This is a genomic window from Aeromonas sp. A35_P, assembly GCF_002259925.1.
Lineage (GTDB): Bacteria > Pseudomonadota > Gammaproteobacteria > Enterobacterales > Aeromonadaceae > Aeromonas > Aeromonas dhakensis.
The window spans coordinates 1-22,231 of the sequence record NZ_NEVB01000033.1; the positions used below are offsets into that span (position 1 = coordinate 1).

Consider the following 22,231-nt stretch of genomic DNA (forward strand, 5'->3'; position numbering starts at 1 on the left):
TCCGGCTCATCAAACGTCAGTTTGGCTTTGTGAAAGCACGGTACAAGGGGCTGCGGAAGAACGACAACCAACTGGCGATGTTGTTTACGCTGGCGAATCTGTTTCGAGTGGAGCAGATGATACGGGGATGGGGTAGCTGCGTCCAAAATGCGAGGTAAGCCCCGAAAAGGGGGGGGTAATGGAACAAAAAGTCAGATTTGGGAGTAAATACGTCCGAATTTTGAAGTAATGAAATTTTAAAATGTGGGCATATTACTCATGATGAAGGTGCGATCCACTTGTTCGCACCTTCCCTAGTTTTTCCGGCTCGCCGTGGTCGCAACAAGGATGATCCCATGCCGTCAGCAACCCTCTCTTCGCCCGTCGGGGCCGAGAGTACCCGCGCGCTCTGGTGGCGCGCCTCCATCGATATTCTGCCGCTCTCCGTCTCGGTGATCCCCTGGGGGATCCTGTGCGGCGCCCTGGCGCTGCAGGTGGGGCTGAGCCCGCTGCAGGCCCAGCTGATGTCGCTGCTGGTCTATGCCGGCGCAGCCCAGCTCTCGGCCACCACCCTGTTCGGGGCGGGGACGCCACTGCTGCCGATCATGGGCTCCACCTTCGTCATCACCTCCCAGCATCTGCTCTACGGCTTCACCTTTCGCCGCGACGTGCTGCCGCTCTCCCTGCGCTGGCGCGCCAGTCTGGCGTTCTTTCTGACCGACGAGATGTTCGCGGTGGCGCTCAAAGACCGGGAGCGCAGCGGTCGCTTCGATCCGGCCTACGCGCTCATTGCCGGCTTCGTCTTCTATCTGTTCTGGAATGCGGCGACCCTGCTCGGCATCGCTGCCGGTCAGTACATCGACGGGCTGGATCAGATGGGGCTGGACTTCGCCATTGCCGCCACCTTCATCGCCATGACCATTCCCGCCATGAAGAACCTGCCCATGGTGGCGGCCACCCTGGTGAGCGGTGCCATGGCGCTGCTCACCAAGCCGCTGCTGGCGGAGGTCTACATCATCATCTCGGCGCTCTCCGGCATGCTGGTGGGCTATGTACTGCACCGGATGAGGAGGTAATCATGAGCTGGCTGATGATAGGCCTGCTGGCCCTGATCACCTTTTTCAACCGCTTCGCCTTCTTCTCGCGGCTGACCCGCTATCAGCCGGGCGCCGAGATGGGGGCCTTCCTGAGCTTCTCGGCCCAGTCGGTGCTGACCGCCATCTGGTTGCCCATCGTCTTCAGCTACCAGCCGGGCATTGGGCTGAGCTGGGATCCGGACTATCTGGTCGCCACCCTGCTGGTGACGGCGCTGACCCTGCTGCGGCTGCCGACCCTGCTGGTGGTGGTGGTCGGCATGGGGGGCTTCTTCCTGCTGCGCTGGCAGGGGGGCGTGGCCCAGCTGCTGCCCTGGCTGGGCTAGGCCCGTGATCCTGCATGGCGGATGTCTTCATTGGATATCCGCCATGTTGTGAATGTCACTTCAAAAAACACCTCTAAAGTGTGAGGATTTAGCTCCCATCCGTCGAGGAGCGAGCCATGTCCTTCACCGAAACCTGCCAGCGCATCGTGCGCGATCCCCTGTTGTCACCAGCCCAGAAGAGCCATGCCCTGGCGCTGGCCGCCGAGAATGCGCTGCCCTATCCCGCGCTGCCCGCCGAGGTGAGCGAGGCGATGGCCAAGGGCTTGGTCTGCGACATGTTCGAGGGGCACGCTCCCTACAAGCCGCGCTATGTGCTGCCGGATTACGAGAAGTTTCTGCGCCAGGGCTCTGCCTGGCTGGAGCTGGCACCGCCGCAGGATTTCGATGAGGCGCTCGATGCCCTGCGCATCCTCTACCACCACGTGCCCTCCGTCACCGGCATGCCGGTCTGGCTGGGCCGGCTCGATCAGCTGCTGCTGCCCTTCGTCGGTGAGCTGGATGACGAGGCCCTCTATCGCAAGCTGAAGGGGTTCTGGATCTACCTGGACCGGGTGCTGCCGGATGCCTTCATGCACGTCAACATAGGGCCGGATGACAACCGGATCTGCCGGCTGATCCTGCGCATCGACGGCGAGCTCAAGCAGGTGGCCCCCAACCTCACCCTGTTCCACGATCCGGCGCAGACCCCGGACAGCCTGCTGCTGCAGGGGGTACAGAATATAGCGGCCTGCAGCAAGCCTCATATCGCCAACTACCCGCTGCATCGCAACACTTTCGACGAGCGCGGCTTCGGCATCGTCAGCTGCTACAACGCCCTGCCCCAGGCGGGTGGCGCCAACACCCTGGTGCGGGTCTCCCTCAAGCGGGTGGCCGAGCAGGCCCACGGCATCGACGACTTCCTGGGCTGCCTGTTGCCCCACTACTGCCGCCTCGCCTCCCGCCTGATCGAGGCGCGTGCCGCCTTCCTGCACCAGGAGTCCGGCTTCTTCGACAGCTTTTTGGTGCAGGAGGGGCTGCTGGAGGAGGATCGCTTCGTGCCCATGTTTGGCATCTACGGCATGGCCGAGGCGGTCAACCTTCTGATGGACAAGGAGAATCTGCCGGAGCGTTACGGCCGGGACGAGGAGGCGAACCAGCTGGGCTATCGCATCTCGGCCCAGCTCGCCCGCCACGTGAGCGAGACGCCGCAGCGCCACGCCTGGGGCGGCCGCGCCCTGCTCCACTCCCAGGGCGGGCTCAGCGTGGATCGCGGGGTGACCCCCGGGGTGCGCATTCCCTATGGCGAGGAGCCGGATCCCGCCAGCCATGTGCTGGCGCTGGCCCCTCACCACGGCTTCTATCACTCCGGGATCAGCGAGATCCTGACCCTGGATCCCACCATCCGCCAGAACCCGCAGGCGCTGCTGCAGCTCTGCAAGGGGGCGCTCGCCATCGGCATGCGCGAGTTCACCGCCAACGTGGCGGACAGCGACCTGGTGCGGGTGACCGGCTACATGATCCGCAAGAGCGACGTGGCCCGCTTCGCGGCAGAAGGCTCGCGCCTGCAGACCACCTGCCTCGGCGCCGAGGCGAGCGAACTGACCGGGATCCGCCAGCGGGCGCCGCGGGTGGTGGGGCGCGAGGCAACCCTGTGTGACTACTGAGTGCGGCAGGCGGGCAGGGGCGACGCGCAGCGCGACGGTGAGCCGCTGGCTGCCCTTCTCCTGCGTGGACGGCCCCGGCAACCGGCTGGTGCTGTTTCTGCAGGGGTGCAACTTCGCCTGCCCCGGTTGTCACAACCCGCACACCATCGGCCTCTGCGATCACTGCGGTGAGTGCGTGCCCGGTTGTCCGAGCGGGGCCCTGACCCTGCAGGAGGGGCGGGTGAGCTGGCAGGCGGCACGCTGCACCGACTGCGATGCCTGTCTCGATGTGTGCCCCCGCAGCGCCAGCCCCAAGACCGCCACCATGACGGTGGCCGAGGTGCTGGCCCTGCTGCGTCGCTACGGCCCGCTGCTGACCGGCATTACCGTCTCCGGCGGTGAGGCCACCACCCAGCTGCCGTTCGTGATCGCGCTGTTCATGGCCATCAAGGGGGCGCCGGATCTGGCCCATCTCGGCTGTCTGCTCGACAGCAACGGTTCACTCGCCGAGGCAGGCTGGCAGCGGCTGCTGCCGGTGCTGGACGGCGCCATGATCGACCTCAAGGGGTGGCGCGACTCTGTGCATCACACGCTGACCGGCTATGGTCGCGAGCGGGTGCTGGCCTCGCTGCAACTGCTGGCGCAGGCGGGCAAGCTGGCGGAGGTGCGCCTGCTGCAGGTGCCGGGGCAGAGCGATTATCTCGCCGCCGACGGCAGGCTGGATGGCGGGCTCGCCGCCTTCTTGCGCGCTCTCGGGCCCGTGCCCATCCGCCTCAACGGCTTTCGCCATCACGGCGTGCGCGGGGCGGCGCAGGGCTGGCCACAGGCGACGCGAGAGGCGCTGGAGCAACTGGCTGCTGCGCTGGCGGCGGCGGGGCTTGGCCCCGTCACGCTGCCGCCTCTGCTCTGAGTAGCCGGATGCTAATTAGCTGATCGCAAAGGGATTTAATACTACAAGGCAAGATTGGGCGGCGAACTGACCGGTTCGGCGTGGCTTTTTTGCTGCCTGAGTCTTGAGATGACGTAACTGTGATTGCTGTCTATTTGAGCTGTGCGAGGGGGCGGCTAGAATGGGTCAATCGCCCACCATCAACAGACGAACATGAGTGAATCCAACGCCTTATATCGAGTGCAGTTCATTTGTCACAACGAGCGTTACGAAGTCTATGTCAGGGAAGTGAGCCAGGGTCAGCTGTTCGGCTTTATCGAGATCGCCAACTTCGTGTGGGACAACCACACGGCGCTTATCGTCGACCCCAGCCACGAGAAGTTGAAGAGTGAGTTTGCCGACGTCAATCGCACCATGATCCCCATGCACCACGTGCTGCGGGTCGATCAGGTGCGCAAGCAGGGGGCTGCCCGCATCACCGAGCTGGGCAGCAACGTCTCTCCTTTCCCCGGTCCCATCTACACCAAGAAACCCTGAGTACGGTCGTACCCGGCACAGGTTGTGCCGGGTACGGCCCTCATCATGCCAGCTCGCGGGCCAGCTGCAGGATCCGCTGGCGAAACCAGCGCCGCGCCGGCTCCTCTCCGGCCGGGCCGTACCACACCAGGCTGTGGGTGACGGCGCCGTAATCAAACGGTACCGGCTTGCTCACCAGATCGTGCGGGGCCGCCTGCTCGGCCCAGCCGTTGACGGCGGTGAGGATCAGATCGCTCTGGCGCAGCAGGGTCGCCGCACTGCCAAAATCGGGCAGGATGGCGGCGATCTGCCGGCGCACCTGCAACTGGGCCAGGCTCTGCTCGAAGAAGGGGTTGGCCAGCTCCTGATCGCGAATGGCGATATGGCGCCAGCTCAGGTAGGCATCGAGATCCCAGGGCCGCGCCAGCGCCGGGTGATCCGCGCGCAGCAGGCAGACCAGCTTGTCCTCTCGCAATGTCTCCCACACCAGCCCTTGCTGGCGGGGCAGCGGCTGGCTCTGATCGTGGGGCAGGATCACGAAGTCCAGCTTGCCCGCCGCTAGGGCCGCCAGCCCCTGCTCATCCTTGTTGCGAATGTCGGGCACCAGGCCCGGCACCTCGCGCATCAGCTGCGCCAGAATGGGTCCCATGGGCCAGACCATGCCGCTCTCGCGCAGGGCGAATTTCAGCTGCCCCTGCCAGCTGGCAGGATCGAAGCCGCCCTGGCCGGTGAGGCCGTTCAGCTCGCTCAGCAGCCGGTGCAGGGTGGGGCCGAGCCGCTCGGCGAACGGGGTCAGCAACAGCTGGTTGCCCTGGCGGTAGAGCAACTGATCGCCGAGCAGATCCCGCAACTGGTTGAGGGTCTTGCTGACGGTGGAGGGGGTAGTGCAGAGCCGCTCGGCGGTGCGGGTGACGCTCTGGCTGTCGAGCAGCAGATGCAGGGTAACCAGATGGCGGCCGCCGAGGCGGGAGAGGGCAATGAGATCCATAAGGGTTCCACGAGCAAACGGGACAAACAAAAAGCCCCGCCTGAGCGGGGCTGCGGGCTTAGCCCTTGAGCACGGCGGCCATGGCGTCGGCCACGTAGTCGACGTTGCGGCTGTTGAGGCCCGCCACGCACATGCGGCCGGAGCGCACCAGATAGACGGCGAACTCTTCGCGCAGGCGATCCACCTGCTCCGGGGTGAAGCCGGTGTAGCTGAACATGCCGCGCTGGTTGATGAAGTAGCCAAAATCGCGGCCCGGCACCTTGGCGCTCAGCACCTCGAACAGCTTCTGGCGCATGGCCTTGATGCGGGTGCGCATCTCGGTCACCTCGCCGACCCACATGGCGTGCAGGTCGGGCTGGCTCATCACCGCCGCGGTGATCTGGCCGCCATGGGTGGGGGGGCTGGAGTAGTTGCGGCGCACGGTGGCCTTCATCTGGCCCAGTACCCGACCTGCCTCTTCGGCATCCTGGCAGATGACCGACAGGCCGCCGCAGCGCTCGCCGTAGAAGGAGAGGTTCTTGGAGAAGGAGTTGCTGACGAAGAAGCTGACGCCGGCGGCCACCATGGCGCGAATGGCGTAGGCATCCTCTTCCAGCCCGTCGCCGAAGCCCTGGTAGGCGATATCCATAAAGGGGATCAGCTGGCGTTCAACCACGAGTGTGATGACCTGGTCCCACTGGGCGCGGGAGAGATCCACCCCGGTCGGGTTGTGGCAGCAGGGGTGCAGCAGCACGATGCTTTTCGCCGGCAGAGCGCTCAGGCAGTCGATCATGGCGTCGAACTGCACGCCGCCGGTGGCCGCGTCGTAGTAGGGGTAGTCGTGCACCTTGATGCCGGCGCCCTCGAACATCGCCTTGTGGTTGTCCCAGGTGGGATTGCTGACCCACACCTCTGAGGTCGGGAAGTAGCGCTTGAGCAGGTCGGCGCCGATCTTCAGCGCGCCGGAGCCGCCGATGGTCTGGATGGTGGCGATGCGACCGGCCTTGACCGCTTCGTGCTCGGCACCGAACAGCAGGTGCTGCACCGCGGTGCGATAGTTGGCGGCGCCTTCCATCGGCTGGTAGGGGCGCGGGGCCGGGGCGGCGGCGCGCTGCGCTTCGGCCTGCTGCACCGAGGCCAGCAGCGGGATGCGGCCCTGCTCGTCGTAATAGAGGCCGATCCCCAGGTTCACCTTCTGCTCGCGGGTGTCTTTGTGAAAGGTCTCGACCAGGGTCAGGATGGGGTCGCCAGCATAGGCATCGACGTGTTCAAACATGGGGGGTCCTTGCGAAATGGAATCCAGGGTATGGCGATCAATGATCGGCGGTCATCATGGCGTAAAGCCGGCGAGGGCTCAAGTCTGAAAGGGGCGGGGGCTGGCGGAGCGATGCTGCCCAGCCGTAAACGGGATGATGCGGGCCGCGCGCGGCCCCTCCACCGGCCTTACTTCAGATAGGATCGCAATACCCGCACCACCTGATCCTGGTCCTCCAGCCGCTCGGCCGGGGTCGCCTCTTCGGCGCCGAGATGCTCGCGCATGTGCCCCTCCAGCACCTCCAGCATCAGGCCGTTGACGGCGCCGCGAATGGCGGCGATCTGCTGCAAGATGGCGGCGCAGTCGCTCTCCTGCTCCAGCGCGCTCTCCAGTGCCCCTGCCTGCCCCTTGATGCGGCGTACCCGCGCCAGCAGCTTCTTCTTGTCGTGGATGGTGTGTGACATGCAGGATCCTCTCGATCAATAAAACTATACTGGGGTATAGTATATCGCATTGTCGTTCTCAGGAGAAATCCATGTCCTCTTTAGTCTCATCCCATTGCCACCAACCCGTCGTCCACGAAGGGAATCCGCTGGCGGAACAGAAGACCCGCTGGGCCGTGCTGCTGACCGTCATCATGATGGTGGCGGAGATCGGCGGCGGCTGGTTCTACAACTCCATGGCGCTGCTGGCCGACGGTTGGCACATGAGCTCCCATGCGCTGGCGCTCGGCCTGTCGGTGCTGGCTTACCGTGCCGCCCGCCACTTCGCCCGCGACCACAGATTCAGCTTCGGCACCTGGAAGATCGAGGTGCTTGGCGGCTTCACCAGCGCCCTCTTGCTGGTGGGGGTGGCCGGCATGATGCTGTTCGAGTCGGTGTTCCGGCTGCTGGATCCCAGCCCGATCCGTTATCAACAGGCCATCGCCATCGCCCTCGTCGGCCTGCTGGTGAACCTGGCCTGTGCCTGGCTGCTCAAGGACGATCACGGTCATCACCACCATCACCACGACCATCAGGATCTCAACCTGCGCGCCGCCTACATCCACGTGCTGGCGGATGCGGCCACCTCGGTGCTGGCCATTCTGGCGCTGGTGGGGGGCATGCTGTGGGGGGCCGACTGGCTCGATCCCCTGATGGGCATAGTGGGCGCCGTGCTGGTGGCGGTGTGGGCCTGGGGGCTGCTGCGCGACTCCGGCCGGGTGCTGCTGGATGCCGAGATGGATGCGCCGCTGGTGGCAGAGATCCGCGAGGTGATAGCCGACTTGCCGGAAACCGAGATCCGCGATCTGCACGTCTGGCGGGTGGGCCAGCAGCAGTATGCCTGCGTGCTCTCCCTGCTGATGGCGGCGCCGCTCTCCGCCAGCGAGATCCGCGCCCGGCTCGCCATTCACGAGGAGCTGGTGCACGTCACCATAGAGGTGGGCACCCCCTGATCCTGGCCGGTTGGCCGCAACAGCAGGAAGGGGCCAAGGCCCCTTTCTGTTTGTCCGGCTCAGTGCGGCGGGCCCTGCACATCGTCCGGTTTGTGCTGCCAGATGGCGCCAAGCAGCAGCTTGAGCAGCAGCCCGGGTGGATTGTCCAGCAGCCGGCCCGACTCCAGCTGCAACTGGCCGTCGGGATGAAAGCCGAGGCTGGCGTGGACGGTGCCATCCTCGCCGCACACCTGGATGAGACCGCTCAGGCTGCCGCGCTCCCCCGGCTGGCAGCGCAGCCGCAGCTCCCGTGGCTCCCCCAGCAGGGTGAAGGCGCGGGCGAGGGGCGGGGTATCCTCGTAATCCGGCCAGTTGAAGAAGTGGTACTGCTCGGCCAGGGTGCCCGCCTGCTGGCAGAACTGGTCGAACAGCTGGGCAATCCCCTGATACTCCTGATCCAGCCGCCTGGCCTGCTCCTCAATCCGTTTCATCTCCGGTTGCTCCTTTGCTCGCTCTTGTTCACTTATCCATTTGATCGGAAATCTTTTTTTCCGAAGTTGGACGTGCCTTCCGCTGGTATGGGCCGAAACGGACGACGGGTCTGTGAGCCCGATCCGATTTTCGTTATGAAAACGTTATCTTGTTGAAAGAGGTTAACTTTTTTGCCTTCCTGCTCACATTTGAAACGATTTCAGCTGATTAATATGGCCCCGCTCGGCAATGACCGGGTACTCGAATATCGAGACTAACTACAGCGGGAATTATAAAAAAATGGATATGAAAAAGACCAAGGTGGCGCTGGTAACAGCCTCACTGCTCGCGCTTTTGTCCGGCTGCAATGACAACGGCTCTTCCCCCACCCCGGAACCCTCGGACGGCCCAGTCGCCCGTCTGCCCAATGTACAACCCCCGGCCGAACAGCTGGTGGCAGGGCCCGATCAGGCGGTGATCGCCCTGGTGGATACCCAGACCAGCGCCGCCCGCGGGGTCACTGGCCCCTTCGCCAACTACAGCCTGCACCTGTGGAACAACGACGCCTGCAACGCCACCGCCGAGAGCGGCCTCAACGCGGGCTGGGACGACAAGGCCAACACCCCGGCCGCGGTCGACGGCTTCGGTCCGAGCTGGGTGGTGCCCCTCAGCAAGGTGGAAGGGTGCATCAACTTTATCGCCCGCAACGGCGATCTGGCCAACCTGACCGGCAGCGACATGAAGGTGGTCTTCAGCGATCACCCGGATCGCACCGTGGCCATCGTCGCCGGCAAGAACGAGATCTTCGGCAGCCGGGCCGAGGCCTTCACCGCCGCCTTCGGCGTGGCGGGGGCCAGTGCCCACCTGATCGACGGCAACACCCTGATCTGGCAAGGGGGCAAGGACAAGCCCCATGTCCGTCTCTATTACACCGACTCCGGCACCATCAAGGCCAACGCGGAAGGGGTGTTCGACTTCCCCTACATCACCCTTACCCCGACCAGCCTGACCGCCGAGCAGCAGGCCAAGTATCCGCATCTCAAGGATGCCGCCGCCTTCGCCCTGCCGGCCGGCAAAGATCTCAAGCCGCTGCTCAAGGGTGAGCTGGTGGCCATCGGCACCGACGCCGACGGCATTCTGCAGGGGGCGACCCTGGTGCAGAGCGCCGGTGCCCTCGATGCCCTCTACAGCGAGGCGGCCACCAAGCTGACCTATGGCGCCGTGGTGGAGGGGGGCAATGTCACCTTCCGGCTGTGGGCGCCGACCGCAAGATCGGTCAAGCTGGCGCTGTTCGACGAGCAGCACAAGTCGCTCGGCGAGCGCACCATGACCCTGGACGAGGCCAGCGGCAGCTGGAGCGTGCAGGGCGGCAGCGAGCTGGTGGGCAAGTTCTACCGCTACGACATCCAGGTCTATCACCCGGTCAGCCGCAAGCTGGAATCCTATCAGGTGACCGACCCCTACTCCCTGAGCCTGGCGATGAACTCCGAGTTCAGCCAGGTGGTGGATCTCGACGATCCGGCCCTCAAGCCGGAAGGGTGGGACAGCCTGAAGGCGCCCCACAGCCAGCAGAACCCGGCCGACATCACCATCTATGAGGCCCATGTCCGCGATCTGACCGGCAACGACGACTCCACCCCGGCCGAGCACCGCGGCAAATTCCTCGGCCTGACCGATACCGACACGGCGCCGGTCAAGCACCTGCAGGCGCTGGCCAAGAGCGGCGTCAGCCACCTGCACCTGCTGCCGGTGTTCGACATCGCCACCGTCAACGAGGATCCGGCCAAGGTCGCCAACATCGGCGACGACTTCGGCAAGCTGTGCCAGGTCAACCCCGAGGTGCAGAACTCCAAGTTCGCCGGCTACTGCAGCAGCGGCCAGACCATCGAGGCCGTGCTCGGCGATCTGCAAGGGGGCGACCGCAAGGAGAACCCGCAGGTGCAGGAGCTCTACGGTTACCTGCGCGGTGTCGACTCCTTCAACTGGGGTTATGACCCCTACCACTACACCACCCCAGAAGGCTCCTACGCCACCAACGCCGAGGGCAGCCAGCGCATCCTGGAGTTCCGCGAAATGGTCAAGGCCATCAAGCAGAACATCGGCATGAACGTGGTGATGGACGTGGTCTACAACCACACCAACGAGGCGGGCCTGGGGCCCAAGTCGGTGCTCGACAAGATAGTGCCTTGGTACTATCAGCGCCTCAATCCGGAGACCGGCTCGGTGGAGAACTCCACCTGCTGCTCCAACACGGCGCCGGAGCACGCCATGTTCGCCAAGCTGATGGATGACTCGCTGGTCACCTGGGCCCGCGACTACAAGATCGACGCCTTCCGCTTCGACCTGATGGGCCACCACCCGAAAGATCAGATGGTGCAGGCGCTGGCCGCGGTGAAGCGGGTCAACCCCGAGATGTACTTCTACGGCGAGGGCTGGAACTTCGGCGAGGTGCAGGATGACAAGCGCTTCGTGCAGGCGACCCAGAAACACCTGGCCGGCACCGGTATCGGCTCCTTCTCCGACCGGCTGCGGGATGCGGTGCGCGGCGGCAGTCCGTTCGACGGCGGCGACACCATTCGCAAGACCCAGGGCTTTGGCAACGGTGCCCTGGTGGATGCCAACGAGATGGACGGTGTCGATCGCGCCACCGCCCTGCATCAGAGCGACCTGGTGCGCCTAGGCATGGCCGGCAACCTGAAGGACTTCATTCTGACCGACAAGGACGGGATGCCGAAGAAGGGGGCCGACATCGACTACAACGGTCAGCCGGCGGGCTATGCCCAGGATCCGACCGAAATCCAGAACTACGTCGACAAGCACGACAACCAGACCCTGTTCGACAACCTGATCTACAAGGCGCCGCAAGGGGCCGATCTGGTGCGGATGCAGGGGGTATCGCTGGCCACCGCCATGCTGGGGCAGGGCATTCCCTTCACCCACGCCGGTGTCGAGCTGCTGCGTTCCAAGTCCATGGAGCGGGACAGCTACGACTCGGGTGACTGGTACAACCGGGTCGACTATACCCTGGCCGACAACAACTTCGACAAGGGGCTGCCGCGCAAGGACAAGGATGGCGACAACTATCCGCTGATCGAGCAGGTGCTCGGCAAGCACGTCAAACCGAGCGGTGCCGACATGGCGACCATGGTGGGCTTCTATCAGGAGCTGGCGGAGCTGCGTCAATCCTCCCGTCTGCTGCGTCTGGGCAGCGGTGCCGAGGTGATCAAGCGGGTCGATTTTCGCAATACCGGCCCGGATCAGGTGCCCGGCCTCATCGTGATGACGGTGGATGACGGCGTCAATGCGGGTGCGGATCTGGATCCGGCCATCGACGGCCTGGTGGTGATGATCAACGCCACCAATGCTCCCCAGAGCATCGGTGACTTCCGTGACGGCAACGATCAGCCCATCGACCTGACCAGCCTGCAGCTGAGCCCGGCCCATCACGCTGGCGAGAGCATCGCCCGCGATGCGGCCGTCAATGGCGGTACCCTGACCCTGGGGGCCTGGTCAGCGGCGGTGTTCGTCAAGCCACAGAGCGGTGCCCAGGGCAGCGGCCTGCCGGTCGGCAAGAAGACGGATCTGAGTACGTTACCGCCGTTCGGTGACACCGCCGTCTATCTGAAGGGGTTCCTCGATGAGTGGGGCAACACCAACCAGATGACCTTCAGCAGCAACTTCATGTACGAGTTCACCACCGAGGTGAGCAGCGACAAGCTGGGCACCACCAATGTCAAGATCGCGGACGCCAGCTGGGGTCCCCTCAACTACGGCAGCTGCAACGCCGGTGACAAGCTGGTGGTCGGCACTCCGCTGACCCTCTGCAAGGGTGGCGATACCGGCAACATCGGGCTCGATCTGGCCAAGGCGGGCAGCTACAAGTTCGTCTTTACTGCCATGAACAAGGAGAAGCCCACCCTGAGCGTCAGCTTTACCGAGCCGGTGCAGAGCTGCAAGGTGCTGGACACGGTAGCGGGCAATCCGCTCGGCTACAACCTGTTCGTCAAGGGTGAGCTCTCCGGCTGGAATGCTCAGCCCCAGTACCAGTTGAGCTACAAGGGAATGGATGGCGATCTGGCCATCTATCAGGCGGCCTTCAACTACAACGGCAGCACCGAGTTCAAGGTGGCCAACGAGGACTGGAGCAAGGAGTACCTGCTCAACGGCGGCGGCGCGCTGAAGGCGGAGACCGGTTACCCGTTCGCCTTCTCCCAGGCGGGCAGCGCCAACAACAGCATCACCTTGCCGCAAGGGCTGTGGAGCGTGCTGGTGAAGGTTGACCCGGCCGGTGCCAAGGCCGGTACCGCCGTGATCCAGGAGTGCAGCGCCAAGTAGTCATTCCCATCGAGCCCGGGGCTGGCTCGGCAGCCCAGGGTTGAATTCCACCTCGCCAAGGGTGGGATAACACCGAGAGAGTAAGCAAAGCGCGACTGCCGACCGGCAGCCGCGCTTTTTCTTTGCTCGTGGGCGAGGAAATAAAAAAGCCGCCCCGTTGGGGCGGCTGTTGGTTGTGCCGTCAACGGCCGGCTTAGCGCTTGCGCAGCAGGCGCAGGGCGTTGGCGGTGACCAGGGCGGTGGCGCCGGTGTCGGCCAGCACCGCAATCCACAGGCCGGTGATGCCAAGCAGGCTGGTGACCAGGAAGATGGCCTTGAGCCCCAGCGCCAGCGCTATGTTCTGGTGGATGTTGGCGAGGGCCGCGCGGGAGAGCCGGATCATGGCGGCGACCCCGCCGAGCTGGTTGTGGGTCAGCGCCGCATCGGCGGTCTCCAGCGCCACGTCGGTGCCGCCCCCCATGGCGATGCCGATGCTGGCCCGCTTCATGGCCGGCGCGTCGTTGATGCCATCGCCGATCATCGCGACCTTTTGCGTGAGGCCGAGCTTGGCGATCTCATCGACCTTGCCCTCCGGCAGCAGGCCGGCGCGCCAGCCCATGCCGAGCTCGCCGGCGATGGCCTCGGCGGCGCGGGGGTTGTCACCGGTCAGCATGATGCTTTGCAGGCCAAGCTCGCTCAGCTCGCGCAGGGCCGGGGCCGCCTCGGGGCGGATCTGGTCGCGCAGAGCCAGCAGGGCGGCCGGAGCGGCATCAGGCTGACCGAGCACCACCACCGTCTTGCCTTGCTGCTCCAGGGTGGCAACCCGGGCCTGCATCGCCGCATCCAGGGTGGCGACCCGGCTCGGTGCCAGCAACTGCCAGAGGGTGCCGTCGATGCGACCCTCCACCCCCATGCCGGGCAGGGCGCGCAGATCCTGGGCCGCAGCGGGGCTGAGGCCCCGTTCGCCGGCCGCCATCACCACGGCGCGGGCCAGCGGGTGGTGGGAGCCCTGCTCGATGGCCGCTGCCAGTACCAGCAGTTCGGCCTCAGGCTGGCCATTGAGGCTCACCAGTTCGGTCAGCTGCGGCTTGCCCAGGGTCAGGGTGCCGGTCTTGTCAAAGGCCAGGGTATCGATGTGGGCGAGGCGCTCCAGCGCGGCGCCCCCCTTGATGAGGGCCCCCTGCCGGGTGGCTGCCGCCAGCGCCGAGGTGACCGCCGCCGGAGTGGAGATGACCAGGGCGCAGGGGCAGCCGATCAGCAGCAGCGCCAGCCCGCGATAGACCCACTCGTCCCAGCTCTGGCCGAAGGCGAGCGGCGGTACCAGCACCACCAGCAGGGCGACCAGCATCATGGCCGGGGTATACCAGCGGCTGAAACGGTCGATGAAGCGCTCGATGGGGGCGCGCTGGGTCTCGGCCTCTTCGATGAGATGCAGGATGCGGTCGATGGCGTTGTTGCCGGGCTCGGACACCACCTCGAGGCGCAGCACCCGATCCGCCGCCAGGCTGCCGGCGGGCACCTTGTCACCCTGGCGGCGCTCCACCGGGATGGATTCGCCGGTCAGGGCGCTCTCGTCAAAGGCGCCGAGGGCGTCGAGCAGGCGGGCATCGGCCGGCAGACGGGCGCCCGGGGCGATCTCTATGATGTCGCCTGGACGCAGTTCATCGGCGGCCACCTCTTCCCGCACCTCGCCTTCTGTCGTGGTGCGGATGCGCAGCGCCTTGTCGGGCACCAGCGCCATCAGGGCGGTGACCCCGGCGCGGGCGCGGCCGGCGGCGTAGGCCTCCAGGTGTTCGCCCAGCATGAACAGCAGCAGCACCATGGCCGCTTCGGCGGTTTCACCGAGGAACAGGGCGCCCACGGCGGCGACCGTCATCAGGGTCTCGATGGCGAAGGGGGAGCCGCTTCGGGTCAGTGCCCACGCCTTGCGAGAGATGGGCCACAGGCCCCAGAGGGTGGCCAGGGTAAACAACGGCTGGCCGATCTGGCCCGGCAGCAGGGCCGCCACCAGCATCAGGCCGGCCAGCGACAGCGGTTGCCAGTATTTGCCGAGAATGTTCATCAGCGGACTGCTCGGGGCGCTGTGTGCCGCGCTCTGAGCGACGCCCTTGAGCTGGAAACCGGCGGCCAGCACGGCGGCGGTGACGGGATCGGGGGAGAGGCCGGGGGCCAGATCCACCACCAGCTTCTCGGTGGCAAACAGCACGCGGGCCTGTTGCACGCCGCTCACCCGGCTGACGGCCGTATCTATCTTGCGGGCGCAGCTGGGGCAGTCCATCCCCAGCACCTGCCAGCTGTGGCGGCGGCTGTTCTGCTCGGGGGCGTCCAGCGGCGGCTCGTCTGCGGTGGAGGCGTGATCGTGCGCATGACCCTGCTCATGGTGATGGTCGTGTTTGGTGTCGGTGCAGCAGCCCCCTCTGGGGGGCTCTTCGTCGCCGGGGACGTCGGCGACCCCGCGCGCCTGATGATCGTGGGGAGCCGTGGTGGCCGCGCAACTGGCCGTTGCCGTGTTGTCACAGCAATGGCTGGTGTGGCTGTGCTCGGCCTGGGAGGCGGCCGCCTTGCTGACGGCCTTGATGGGGGCGGCGTGCTGATGGCTGCAGCAGGATTTGCTCATGGTGCGTTCCTCTTGAGGGACCCCGCCCCTGAGGGATCCTGGATGACTGAGCCGAGTGTAAACCTTGGTGTTAAGTCCAAGGTCAACCCCCTTTCTCTCTGCTCCTCCAGACGGGTGCTTTGGCGATCCTATATCCCTGTGCTTGGCGGGTGTTTGTCCCCGCCCGGCGGGCCTATACTGGAGGCCCTGATCCTCCCTCGATAATCAAGGACATAACATGAGCAATACCGTTACTCTGCAAGGCAACCCGGTTTCCGTCGCCGGTCACTTCCCGGTTGCCGGCGAACAGGCCAAGCCTTTCTCCCTGGTGGCCAAGGATCTCTGTGACGTGACCCTGGCGAACTTCGCCGGTCAGCGCAAAATCCTGAACATCTTCCCGAGCGTTGACACCCCGACCTGTGCCACCTCAGTGCGCAAGTTCAACGAGCAGGCAAGCAGCCTGAACAACGCCGTGGTGCTGTGCATCTCCGCCGACCTGCCGTTCGCCCAGGCCCGCTTCTGCGGCGCCGAGGGTCTGGACAAGGTGGTGAACCTGTCCACCCTGCGTGGTGTTTCCTTCCTGCAGGACTACGGTGTGGCCTTCTCCTCCGGCCCGCTGGTGGGTCTGGCTGCCCGTGCCATCGTGGTGCTGGATGAGCACGACAAGGTGCTGCACAGCGAGCTGGTGGCCGAAGTGGCCGACGAGCCGAACTACGCCGCCGCCCTGGCCGTGCTGTAATAGCATCGGGTCGACAAAAATCCCGCCGGGGCCATGCCCCGGCGGGATTTTTTTATGGGCGGTTGCCGTCAGGGGGAGGTGGCGACCGGCTGTGATGGGGGCTTGGGTTGCCACTCCACATAGGGGCGGTGCAGCCTGGCGTAGATCTCGGCCAGCTTGCCGGAGGCGGCGAGCCGGTCAATCGCCTCGCCGAGGAAGCGATCCATCTCGTCGCCGGCGGGCCCCTTGGCGATGATGAAGACATCCTCGAAATCCCCCAGATGTTCCCGGTGGATGTTGGTGAGCTTGAGCCGGCGCAACATCAGGTCGGCCTCCTCCTGGGCCCAGATGAAGGCATCGATGCGACCGCGGGAGAGCTTGCGCAGGGACTGCTCTATGCTCATCGACCGCTGCAGCGGAATGGGCAGAAAGCCGGGGGTGGCCTCGATCAGCAGATCCCGCTTGGTGGGCACTATGCCGTAGGCCATGTCGGGGGTGACGATGTGGTCGGTATTGCTGTAGAGCACGTGGGTCACCTTGCCGAAACTGCGGGTGCTGAAGCGATAGGGCAGCAGGTCGGCATCCTGCAGGTTGCGGATGGCGGGCAGGCTGAAGTCGGCGGTGCCGGCGATCACCCCGGCCATGGCCCGGGCGAGGGGATAGATAGTGATCCGGATGCTGATATCCGGATAGAGATCGTCGATGGCGCGCACCAGATCGACGAAAGGACCCGTCTTGTCGGCATTGATCAGCCCAGGCAGCTCGCCGAGGTGGGCGTTGATGATGCGCACCGGTTTGGCGGCGGGGGCGGCCTGGGGATCGGCGCGGGAGAGCCCCAGGCTGGTCAGCCCCAGCAGGGCGAGCAGCAGCAAGAGGGGCAGGGTGGGGGATCGGGTCATGGTCGGGTAGCTCCGCCTTGAGAGGTTTTCTGAAGTGTAGCCAGCGGCACCCTGTCGCGGCGGGGCGGCCCGGAACCGGCACCTGGGTGGATTGGGTTTTACTTATGGGCCCCCGCTCACTAGACTTCGCCCTCCCACTTGTTTATCCGTACCGTGCCATGACCTTTGACCAACTCGCCCTTGCCCCCGCCTTGCTGGCGGCTCTGCCAACCAATCTTCAGCACCCGACCCGAGTACAGCAACTGGCCATTCCCGCCGCGCTGGCGGGACGGGATCTGCTGGCGCTGGCCCGCACCGGCAGCGGCAAGACCCTGGCGTTCGGCTTGCCGCTGCTGCAGCGGCTGGATCCCGCCCTGGCAGAGGTGCAGGGGCTGGTGCTGGTGCCGACCCGCGAGCTGGCGGTGCAGGTGAGCGAGGCGTTGCAGGGGCCGGCCGCCGGGCTGGGTCTGCGGCTGGTGACCCTGTGCGGCGGGGTGGAACAGGCGCAGCAACAGGCCGAGCTGGCGCTGGGGCCGCAGCTGCTGGTGGCGACCCCGGGGCGGCTGCGGGATCTGTTGGGCCAGCAGCTGCTGACCCTGGCCGGCCTGCGCACTCTGGTGCTGGACGAGGCGGACCGCCTGCTGGAGATGGGGTTCTGGCCCGATATTCAGTGGCTGATGAAGGCGATGCCGGACGTGCGGCAGCAGATGCTCTTCTCCGCCACCCTGTCGGCCGAGCTGGAGGCGTTGGCCACCGGTCTGTTGAAAGAGCCCGCGCGGGTGGAGGCGGATCCTCGCAACAGCGTGGCCGACGACATCGAGGAGCGGCTCTATCTGGTCAACAAGAGCAGCAAGGTGCCGGCGCTCATCAGCCTGCTCAAGGCTCACGAGTGGCCGCAGGTGCTGGTCTTCATCAGCGCGCGGGACGACGCCGACGGGGTGGCCCGCAAGCTGGCCAAGGCGGGCATCGCGGTGGCGGCCCTGCACGGCGAGAAGGAGCAGGCGGTGCGTGAGCAGGCGCTTGGCGACTTCAAGGCGGGCAAGGTGCGGGTGCTGGTGGCCACCGATCTGATGGCGCGCGGCATTCACGTGGAGGCGCTGCCGCTGGTGATCAACCTGGACTTGCCCGCCAGTGCCCCCGTCTACGTGCACCGTATCGGCCGCACCGCCCGGGCCGGGCGCAGCGGGCTCGCCATCTCCCTCACCTGCCATGGCGAGGCCGACACCCTGGCGGCGATCCGCACCCTCACCGGGCGTGAGCTGCCGCTGGCGGCGCTCGCCGGCTTCCCGGTGACCGACAAGCCAGCCAGCGGGGAGGGCAAGCGCGCCCCCCGCGACAAACAGGCCAACCGTCGCACCCAGGCCAAGCGCAGCGTCAAGCAGTTCAAGGGCAAGGCGTAGCGCTCCCCGCCATAGCCGGTGTGACAGGCCGGTTCATCGCAGCGCCAAACAGAAAGGGTCGGGGCCAAACCCGGCCCGCTCTGTTTGCCCACCTGGTCACTATCAAATAGTGGTCGCTTCGCTATGCTCCATGGGTTTCACCATGGAGGGATGACGAATGACCAGTCTGGTAATGGGCCCTCTGCTGGGCCTCGAGTCAGAGACCGAGTACAGCATCTGTTTTATGGCGCAGGCCAGCGGCAAGAGTGCTGCCGTGCGGATCAACGGCGAGCTGCTGGCCGCCAGCAAGCAGGCGGATACCCCGAGAGGCGGCTTCTGGCGGCTGGTCTGGCAGGCCAGTCCCAAGAGCAAGGCCGGCACCCCCGTCGACTACGAGGTCCTGCTGGACAACAAGCCGGCGCAGGATCTGGCGGGATACGACAAGTGGCAGTTCCATCTGCCGGGCAAGAAGGAGCCGGTGCGGATAGGCTACGCCTCCTGCAACGGCTTCTCCGACTTCAAGCTGCTTACCTCCACTCCGGCCCCCTACGTCATGTGGGACAAGCTGGCCGCGGAGCACAAGGCCCATCCCTTCTCCCTGTTGCTGATGGGAGGAGATCAGATCTATGCGGACTCCCTCTGGACGAGCGTGCCGACCCTCAAGGCCTGGAACGAGCTGGACCGGGCAGAGAAGGTCAAGCGCAAGGCGACCCGGGCCATGGTGGAGCAGCTCGACCGCTTCTATTGCGATCTCTATTGCAAACAGTGGGGCCGCCTCGAGGTTGCCTTCATGCTGGCCCGGGTGCCGAGCGCCATGATGTGGGACGACCACGACATCTTCGATGGCTGGGGCAGCTACCCCGAGGATCTGCAGCGCTGCGAGGTCTATCAGGCCATCTATGCCGCCGCCACCAAGTACTTCCGGCTGTTCCAGCTGCGCACCGGTGCCAACGGGGCGCTGCTGGACAAGACGCTGAATCACCACTCCTGGCGGCTCGGTTTCAGGGGCTACCAGATCCTGGCGCTCGACAACCGGGCCAACCGCACCCGCGACCAGGTGATGAGCCCGTCCCAGTGGGATCAGGTCAACGCCGCGCTGGCGGCCTGCGACACGGGCCACCTGCTGGTGCTGGCGGGGGTGCCCGTGGTCTATCGCGACTTCTCCTTCACCGAGGCGGCGTTCGATGCCACCCCCTGGGAGGAGGAGCTGACCGACGATCTCAAGGATCACTGGCGGGCCAAGGCCCATCAGGGGGAGCGGGCCCGCCTCATCATGCGGCTGTTGGACAACGCCAGGCAGCGGCGCCAAAAGGAGCCTGGCTGCAAGACCCTGATCCTCTCAGGCGACGTGCACGTGGGTTGCCTCGGGGTCATTCAGGACAAGCGGGAGGGGCTCAACGTGCACCAGCTGGTCTCCTCCGGCATCGTCCACCCCTGTCCCACCCAGTTCCAGTGGATGGGGATCCTGGCCATGACCAACGACGATCCCGAATACCTCGACGAGAGCCGGCTGATCCGCGCCGAGCTTATCAAGCCGTTCGGCGCCCCCGTCTACCTGCGTACCCGCAACTTCGCCACCCTGCTGATGGGCAGCGATGACAAGTTGTGGGCCAACTGGCATTGCGAGAACGGACTGGCGGCCAGCTACCCGCTGGCCTGATGGCCGGGGAAATACGAAGGGCCCGTCAGGGCCCTTTTTTCATTGCGTTGGTGTGGCGGTGTCACGGGCGAAGAAGTCGCGCCGGAACTGGCCGAGCACCGCCTCCCTGTGCTGCTGCCAGCTCGCCTCGTCCATGTTGCCCCGGCTGGCTGCCAGCTGCTGCTCGAGCTCGGTCAACTGCTGCTGGTAGCGGCTGCGCTGATCCAGCTGCTGCTGGCGGCTGGCGGCAAACTGCAGGGTCGCCTCGGCCTGTGCGGCTGGCAGGAAGTGGCGGGCCAGGGTGGCGAGCTCCTCGTCCCCCCACAGCTGGCGCGCCTGCTGCAGCCGGGCCGCCGGGTTGAACAACTCAGTCGCCAGATCCGGGTGCTCCGCCACCCACTCATCCTGCAAGCGGGTGAGGGCATCCAGCCGCTCGGCCAGCGGCAACTGCTCGCTCTCCTGCGCCAGCTGCTCGAGCGCCAGGGCGTAGCGCCCCTGCAGCCGAAACAGACTCTCCCCCTCGCCAAGCCAGCTGGCCTCAGCGCCTTCCAGATTGGCGAGCCGCTCGGCCAGCGGCAGATCGCTGTCGCTTACCTCGCTGGCGAGCTGCTGGCTCAGCGCCTCCGGCATGGCCCGCCAGCTGGCGGGAGGCGGCTCGGAGCCGGCCTGTGTGGCGGCAACCGGCAGGGCAACCGGCGAGGCGAGCGCCGGGGAGCCTGACAGCTGTGTCGGCACGGGTGCAGCAGCGCCCGATGGGGCCTGGCTGGTGGGGGCCGAGCGCGCCGGTTCCTCCTGTGCGCCCAGGTTGAGCAGCAACAAGGCCAGCAGCGCCAGCGCCAGCAAGCCGTAACGGCGCTTCATCGGCTGATCTCTCCCTTGACCGGGAAGTGATCGGAGAGGTTGCTGGCAGGCCAGAGGCTGCCGTCGCTGCTGCGCGGGATCCAGACGCTGTTGAGGTTGTGGCTTGCGGCGCCGTACTCCCGGCTCACCACCAGATAGTCGAGGTACTCCACGTTGGCGCCGCCGGAGAGTGGACCGCCGGCATAGGGGTTGATCCTGGGATCGAAGGTGGCCTCGGTGTAGCCGCCGTAGGCCGGCTCGTCGGCGTCGAGATTGGCCAGCATGCCGGCGTAGTCATCGGTAAACTTGCGCTTGTTGACGTTGAAGTCGCCGCCGTAGATGACGGTGTCACTAGCGGGAATATTGAGGCTGGCGGCCAGGGTGCGCATCTGGCCGAACTGGATCTGGCGCAGGCGGCGCGCCTCGTCGGTGTCGAAGCTGGCGGTGTGTGTGGCGAACAGGTGCCAGGCCTTGCCCCCCTTGATCACCTCCGCATACATCACCCCCTTGTCGGCGAAGCAGTCGGTGCCGGTGCACTGGGGATAGACCAGCTGGGCCTCGCGCACTATGGGGTAGCGGCTAACGATCACCACGCCGCCGTCGTGGATGTTGACCCCCGGCTTGTCGAGCACCTTGGTCTGGTAGGGGTACTCTTTGGCCAGCGCCTGCAGGAAGCCCTCGCGGCGGCCGTCGAACACCTCCTGCAGCAGCAGGGCGTCATAGCCCTTGAGGTGTTCGGGCAGCAGCGCCAGCCGCTCGCCGATGCTGGAGGCGATCACCGGCAGCGCCCAGACGTTGTAGCTGGCCACCTTCAACCTGGTTTCGGCAGGTTCGGGCTGCTCCACCTGCTTGGGCGGGGTCAGCATGTAGTGCAGATCGTCGTAGCGGCCGGTGAACTTGGCGGCGAAGGCCAGCTCCTGCGGCCCGTTCAGGCGGTGGATGGCGCGATCGCTCTGCCAGCCTGAGCTGTCTGCCGGCGTCTCGCCGCCGTGTTGCAGGGTGCTGTTCCACCAGGTGCCCTCCATCCGCTGGTTGAGGCGATAGGTGTCACCGTTGGGGGTGGTGACCCGGGTTTCGAACAGATAGCTCTTGCCCGCCTTCACCCCCTCGTAGCGGTTGAAGCTGAGCACCATGGCGCTCTCCCAGGGGCCCAGCTCAGTCCTGTGCTGGATCCACTGGCTGCCGGCCTGCAGCTCGCCGGAGCCGCTCTGGCGGATCTCCAGCTGGACCGGATCCGGGCTGTTGTTGGTGAGGTAGACATCGGTATCGGCCAGCGCCTGCAGCGGAAACTGGCTGGCCAGCAGCAGGGCGGCATAACTGACGGGCTTGTGCAT

Annotated in this window: 18 protein-coding genes; 10 read left to right on the forward strand and 8 right to left on the reverse strand. The window is 65.8% G+C overall.

Annotated elements, in window-relative coordinates; all coding sequences use genetic code 11:
- Positions 1 to 335: 335 nt before the first annotated feature.
- The 5 genes from CAK78_RS02840 (at position 336) to CAK78_RS02860 (ending at position 4,447) form a co-directional block, all read left to right on the forward strand.
- On the forward strand, positions 336 to 1,055 hold the full coding sequence (locus CAK78_RS02840) for an AzlC family ABC transporter permease (RefSeq protein ID WP_094696306.1): 720 nt from the start codon (positions 336 to 338) through the stop codon (positions 1,053 to 1,055).
- Between the two features lie 2 nt (positions 1,056 to 1,057).
- The gene (locus CAK78_RS02845; RefSeq protein ID WP_017408987.1) at positions 1,058 to 1,399 is read left to right on the forward strand and encodes an AzlD domain-containing protein; all 342 of its coding nucleotides are present in this window, start codon (positions 1,058 to 1,060) and stop codon (positions 1,397 to 1,399) included.
- Between the two features lie 116 nt (positions 1,400 to 1,515).
- On the forward strand, positions 1,516 to 3,042 hold the full coding sequence (locus CAK78_RS02850; RefSeq protein ID WP_094696307.1) for a YjjI family glycine radical enzyme: 1,527 nt from the start codon (positions 1,516 to 1,518) through the stop codon (positions 3,040 to 3,042).
- A gap of 37 nt (positions 3,043 to 3,079) precedes the next feature.
- The gene (locus tag CAK78_RS02855) at positions 3,080 to 3,931 is read left to right on the forward strand and encodes a YjjW family glycine radical enzyme activase (protein WP_094696308.1); all 852 of its coding nucleotides are present in this window, start codon (positions 3,080 to 3,082) and stop codon (positions 3,929 to 3,931) included.
- 192 nt (positions 3,932 to 4,123) lie between these two features.
- Positions 4,124 to 4,447 carry a DUF1820 family protein gene (locus tag CAK78_RS02860; RefSeq protein ID WP_043169320.1) on the forward strand — a complete coding sequence of 108 codons (324 nt, stop codon included), beginning with the start codon at positions 4,124 to 4,126 and terminating at the stop codon, positions 4,445 to 4,447.
- 43 nt (positions 4,448 to 4,490) lie between these two features.
- Here the strand turns inward: CAK78_RS02860 and CAK78_RS02865 are convergent, their stop codons facing one another.
- From CAK78_RS02865 to CAK78_RS02875, 3 genes are all read right to left on the reverse strand, one after another.
- Positions 4,491 to 5,414, reverse strand: a complete 924-nt coding sequence (locus CAK78_RS02865) for a LysR family transcriptional regulator (protein WP_094696309.1) — start codon at positions 5,412 to 5,414, stop codon at positions 4,491 to 4,493.
- A 58-nt stretch (positions 5,415 to 5,472) separates the two neighbouring features.
- Complete coding sequence (locus tag CAK78_RS02870) at positions 5,473 to 6,669, reverse strand: amino acid aminotransferase (protein WP_094696310.1); 1,197 nt, start codon at positions 6,667 to 6,669, stop codon at positions 5,473 to 5,475.
- Between the two features lie 167 nt (positions 6,670 to 6,836).
- A complete protein-coding gene (locus tag CAK78_RS02875; RefSeq protein WP_094696311.1) occupies positions 6,837 to 7,112 on the reverse strand; it encodes a metal/formaldehyde-sensitive transcriptional repressor in 276 nt (91 codons plus the stop codon).
- 71 nt (positions 7,113 to 7,183) lie between these two features.
- On the opposite strand from CAK78_RS02875, the gene dmeF reads away from it, so the two are divergent.
- Positions 7,184 to 8,083: a CDF family Co(II)/Ni(II) efflux transporter DmeF gene (dmeF, locus tag CAK78_RS02880; protein WP_094696312.1), complete on the forward strand. Its 900-nt coding sequence runs from the start codon at positions 7,184 to 7,186 to the stop codon at positions 8,081 to 8,083.
- Between the two features lie 59 nt (positions 8,084 to 8,142).
- Here the strand turns inward: dmeF and CAK78_RS02885 are convergent, their stop codons facing one another.
- The gene (locus CAK78_RS02885; protein WP_005308618.1) at positions 8,143 to 8,553 is read right to left on the reverse strand and encodes a hypothetical protein; all 411 of its coding nucleotides are present in this window, start codon (positions 8,551 to 8,553) and stop codon (positions 8,143 to 8,145) included.
- A gap of 280 nt (positions 8,554 to 8,833) precedes the next feature.
- On the opposite strand from CAK78_RS02885, the gene pulA reads away from it, so the two are divergent.
- The gene (pulA, locus tag CAK78_RS02890) at positions 8,834 to 12,868 is read left to right on the forward strand and encodes a pullulanase-type alpha-1,6-glucosidase (protein ID WP_094696313.1); all 4,035 of its coding nucleotides are present in this window, start codon (positions 8,834 to 8,836) and stop codon (positions 12,866 to 12,868) included.
- A 193-nt stretch (positions 12,869 to 13,061) separates the two neighbouring features.
- On the opposite strand, the gene CAK78_RS02895 is transcribed toward pulA, so the two are convergent.
- Positions 13,062 to 15,464, reverse strand: coding sequence for a zinc/cadmium/mercury/lead-transporting ATPase (locus CAK78_RS02895; protein ID WP_094696314.1), 2,403 nt, complete (start codon positions 15,462 to 15,464; stop codon positions 13,062 to 13,064).
- 217 nt (positions 15,465 to 15,681) lie between these two features.
- On the opposite strand from CAK78_RS02895, the gene tpx reads away from it, so the two are divergent.
- Positions 15,682 to 16,182 carry a thiol peroxidase gene (gene tpx, locus CAK78_RS02900; RefSeq protein WP_005308624.1) on the forward strand — a complete coding sequence of 167 codons (501 nt, stop codon included), beginning with the start codon at positions 15,682 to 15,684 and terminating at the stop codon, positions 16,180 to 16,182.
- A gap of 68 nt (positions 16,183 to 16,250) precedes the next feature.
- On the opposite strand, the gene CAK78_RS02905 is transcribed toward tpx, so the two are convergent.
- The gene (locus CAK78_RS02905) at positions 16,251 to 17,060 is read right to left on the reverse strand and encodes a transporter substrate-binding domain-containing protein (RefSeq protein WP_094696315.1); all 810 of its coding nucleotides are present in this window, start codon (positions 17,058 to 17,060) and stop codon (positions 16,251 to 16,253) included.
- A 158-nt stretch (positions 17,061 to 17,218) separates the two neighbouring features.
- Between CAK78_RS02905 and CAK78_RS02910 the strand changes: the two genes are divergently transcribed.
- Together CAK78_RS02910 and CAK78_RS02915 are read left to right on the forward strand one after the other, a co-directional pair.
- The gene (locus tag CAK78_RS02910) at positions 17,219 to 18,439 is read left to right on the forward strand and encodes a DEAD/DEAH box helicase (protein ID WP_094696316.1); all 1,221 of its coding nucleotides are present in this window, start codon (positions 17,219 to 17,221) and stop codon (positions 18,437 to 18,439) included.
- A gap of 157 nt (positions 18,440 to 18,596) precedes the next feature.
- Positions 18,597 to 20,078: an alkaline phosphatase D family protein gene (locus tag CAK78_RS02915; RefSeq protein WP_094696317.1), complete on the forward strand. Its 1,482-nt coding sequence runs from the start codon at positions 18,597 to 18,599 to the stop codon at positions 20,076 to 20,078.
- Between the two features lie 39 nt (positions 20,079 to 20,117).
- On the opposite strand, the gene CAK78_RS02920 is transcribed toward CAK78_RS02915, so the two are convergent.
- On the reverse strand, positions 20,118 to 20,918 hold the full coding sequence (locus CAK78_RS02920; protein ID WP_094696318.1) for a hypothetical protein: 801 nt from the start codon (positions 20,916 to 20,918) through the stop codon (positions 20,118 to 20,120).
- Entirely contained in the window at positions 20,915 to 22,231 is a 1,317-nt protein-coding gene (locus CAK78_RS02925; protein ID WP_094696319.1) for a sphingomyelin phosphodiesterase, read from the reverse strand. Before CAK78_RS02925 ends, CAK78_RS02920 begins: the two co-directional genes overlap by 4 nt.

Excerpts from the sequence above, each read along its gene's own strand:
- CAK78_RS02840 (WP_094696306.1), top strand. The coding sequence starts at position 336 with ATGCCGTCAGCAACCCTCTCTTCGCCCGTCGGGGCCGAGAGTACCCGC.
- CAK78_RS02845 (WP_017408987.1), top strand. The coding sequence starts at position 1,058 with ATGAGCTGGCTGATGATAGGCCTGCTGGCCCTGATCACCTTTTTCAAC.
- CAK78_RS02850 (WP_094696307.1), top strand. The coding sequence starts at position 1,516 with ATGTCCTTCACCGAAACCTGCCAGCGCATCGTGCGCGATCCCCTGTTG.
- CAK78_RS02860 (WP_043169320.1), top strand. The coding sequence starts at position 4,124 with ATGAGTGAATCCAACGCCTTATATCGAGTGCAGTTCATTTGTCACAAC.
- CAK78_RS02865 (WP_094696309.1), bottom strand. The coding sequence starts at position 5,414 with ATGGATCTCATTGCCCTCTCCCGCCTCGGCGGCCGCCATCTGGTTACC.
- CAK78_RS02870 (WP_094696310.1), bottom strand. The coding sequence starts at position 6,669 with ATGTTTGAACACGTCGATGCCTATGCTGGCGACCCCATCCTGACCCTG.
- CAK78_RS02875 (WP_094696311.1), bottom strand. The coding sequence starts at position 7,112 with ATGTCACACACCATCCACGACAAGAAGAAGCTGCTGGCGCGGGTACGC.
- dmeF (WP_094696312.1), top strand. The coding sequence starts at position 7,184 with ATGTCCTCTTTAGTCTCATCCCATTGCCACCAACCCGTCGTCCACGAA.
- CAK78_RS02885 (WP_005308618.1), bottom strand. The coding sequence starts at position 8,553 with ATGAAACGGATTGAGGAGCAGGCCAGGCGGCTGGATCAGGAGTATCAG.
- pulA (WP_094696313.1), top strand. The coding sequence starts at position 8,834 with ATGGATATGAAAAAGACCAAGGTGGCGCTGGTAACAGCCTCACTGCTC.
- CAK78_RS02895 (WP_094696314.1), bottom strand. The coding sequence starts at position 15,464 with ATGAGCAAATCCTGCTGCAGCCATCAGCACGCCGCCCCCATCAAGGCC.
- tpx (WP_005308624.1), top strand. The coding sequence starts at position 15,682 with ATGAGCAATACCGTTACTCTGCAAGGCAACCCGGTTTCCGTCGCCGGT.
- CAK78_RS02905 (WP_094696315.1), bottom strand. The coding sequence starts at position 17,060 with ATGACCCGATCCCCCACCCTGCCCCTCTTGCTGCTGCTCGCCCTGCTG.
- CAK78_RS02910 (WP_094696316.1), top strand. The coding sequence starts at position 17,219 with ATGACCTTTGACCAACTCGCCCTTGCCCCCGCCTTGCTGGCGGCTCTG.
- CAK78_RS02915 (WP_094696317.1), top strand. The coding sequence starts at position 18,597 with ATGACCAGTCTGGTAATGGGCCCTCTGCTGGGCCTCGAGTCAGAGACC.
- CAK78_RS02920 (WP_094696318.1), bottom strand. The coding sequence starts at position 20,918 with ATGAAGCGCCGTTACGGCTTGCTGGCGCTGGCGCTGCTGGCCTTGTTG.
- CAK78_RS02925 (WP_094696319.1), bottom strand. The coding sequence starts at position 22,231 with ATGCACAAGCCCGTCAGTTATGCCGCCCTGCTGCTGGCCAGCCAGTTT.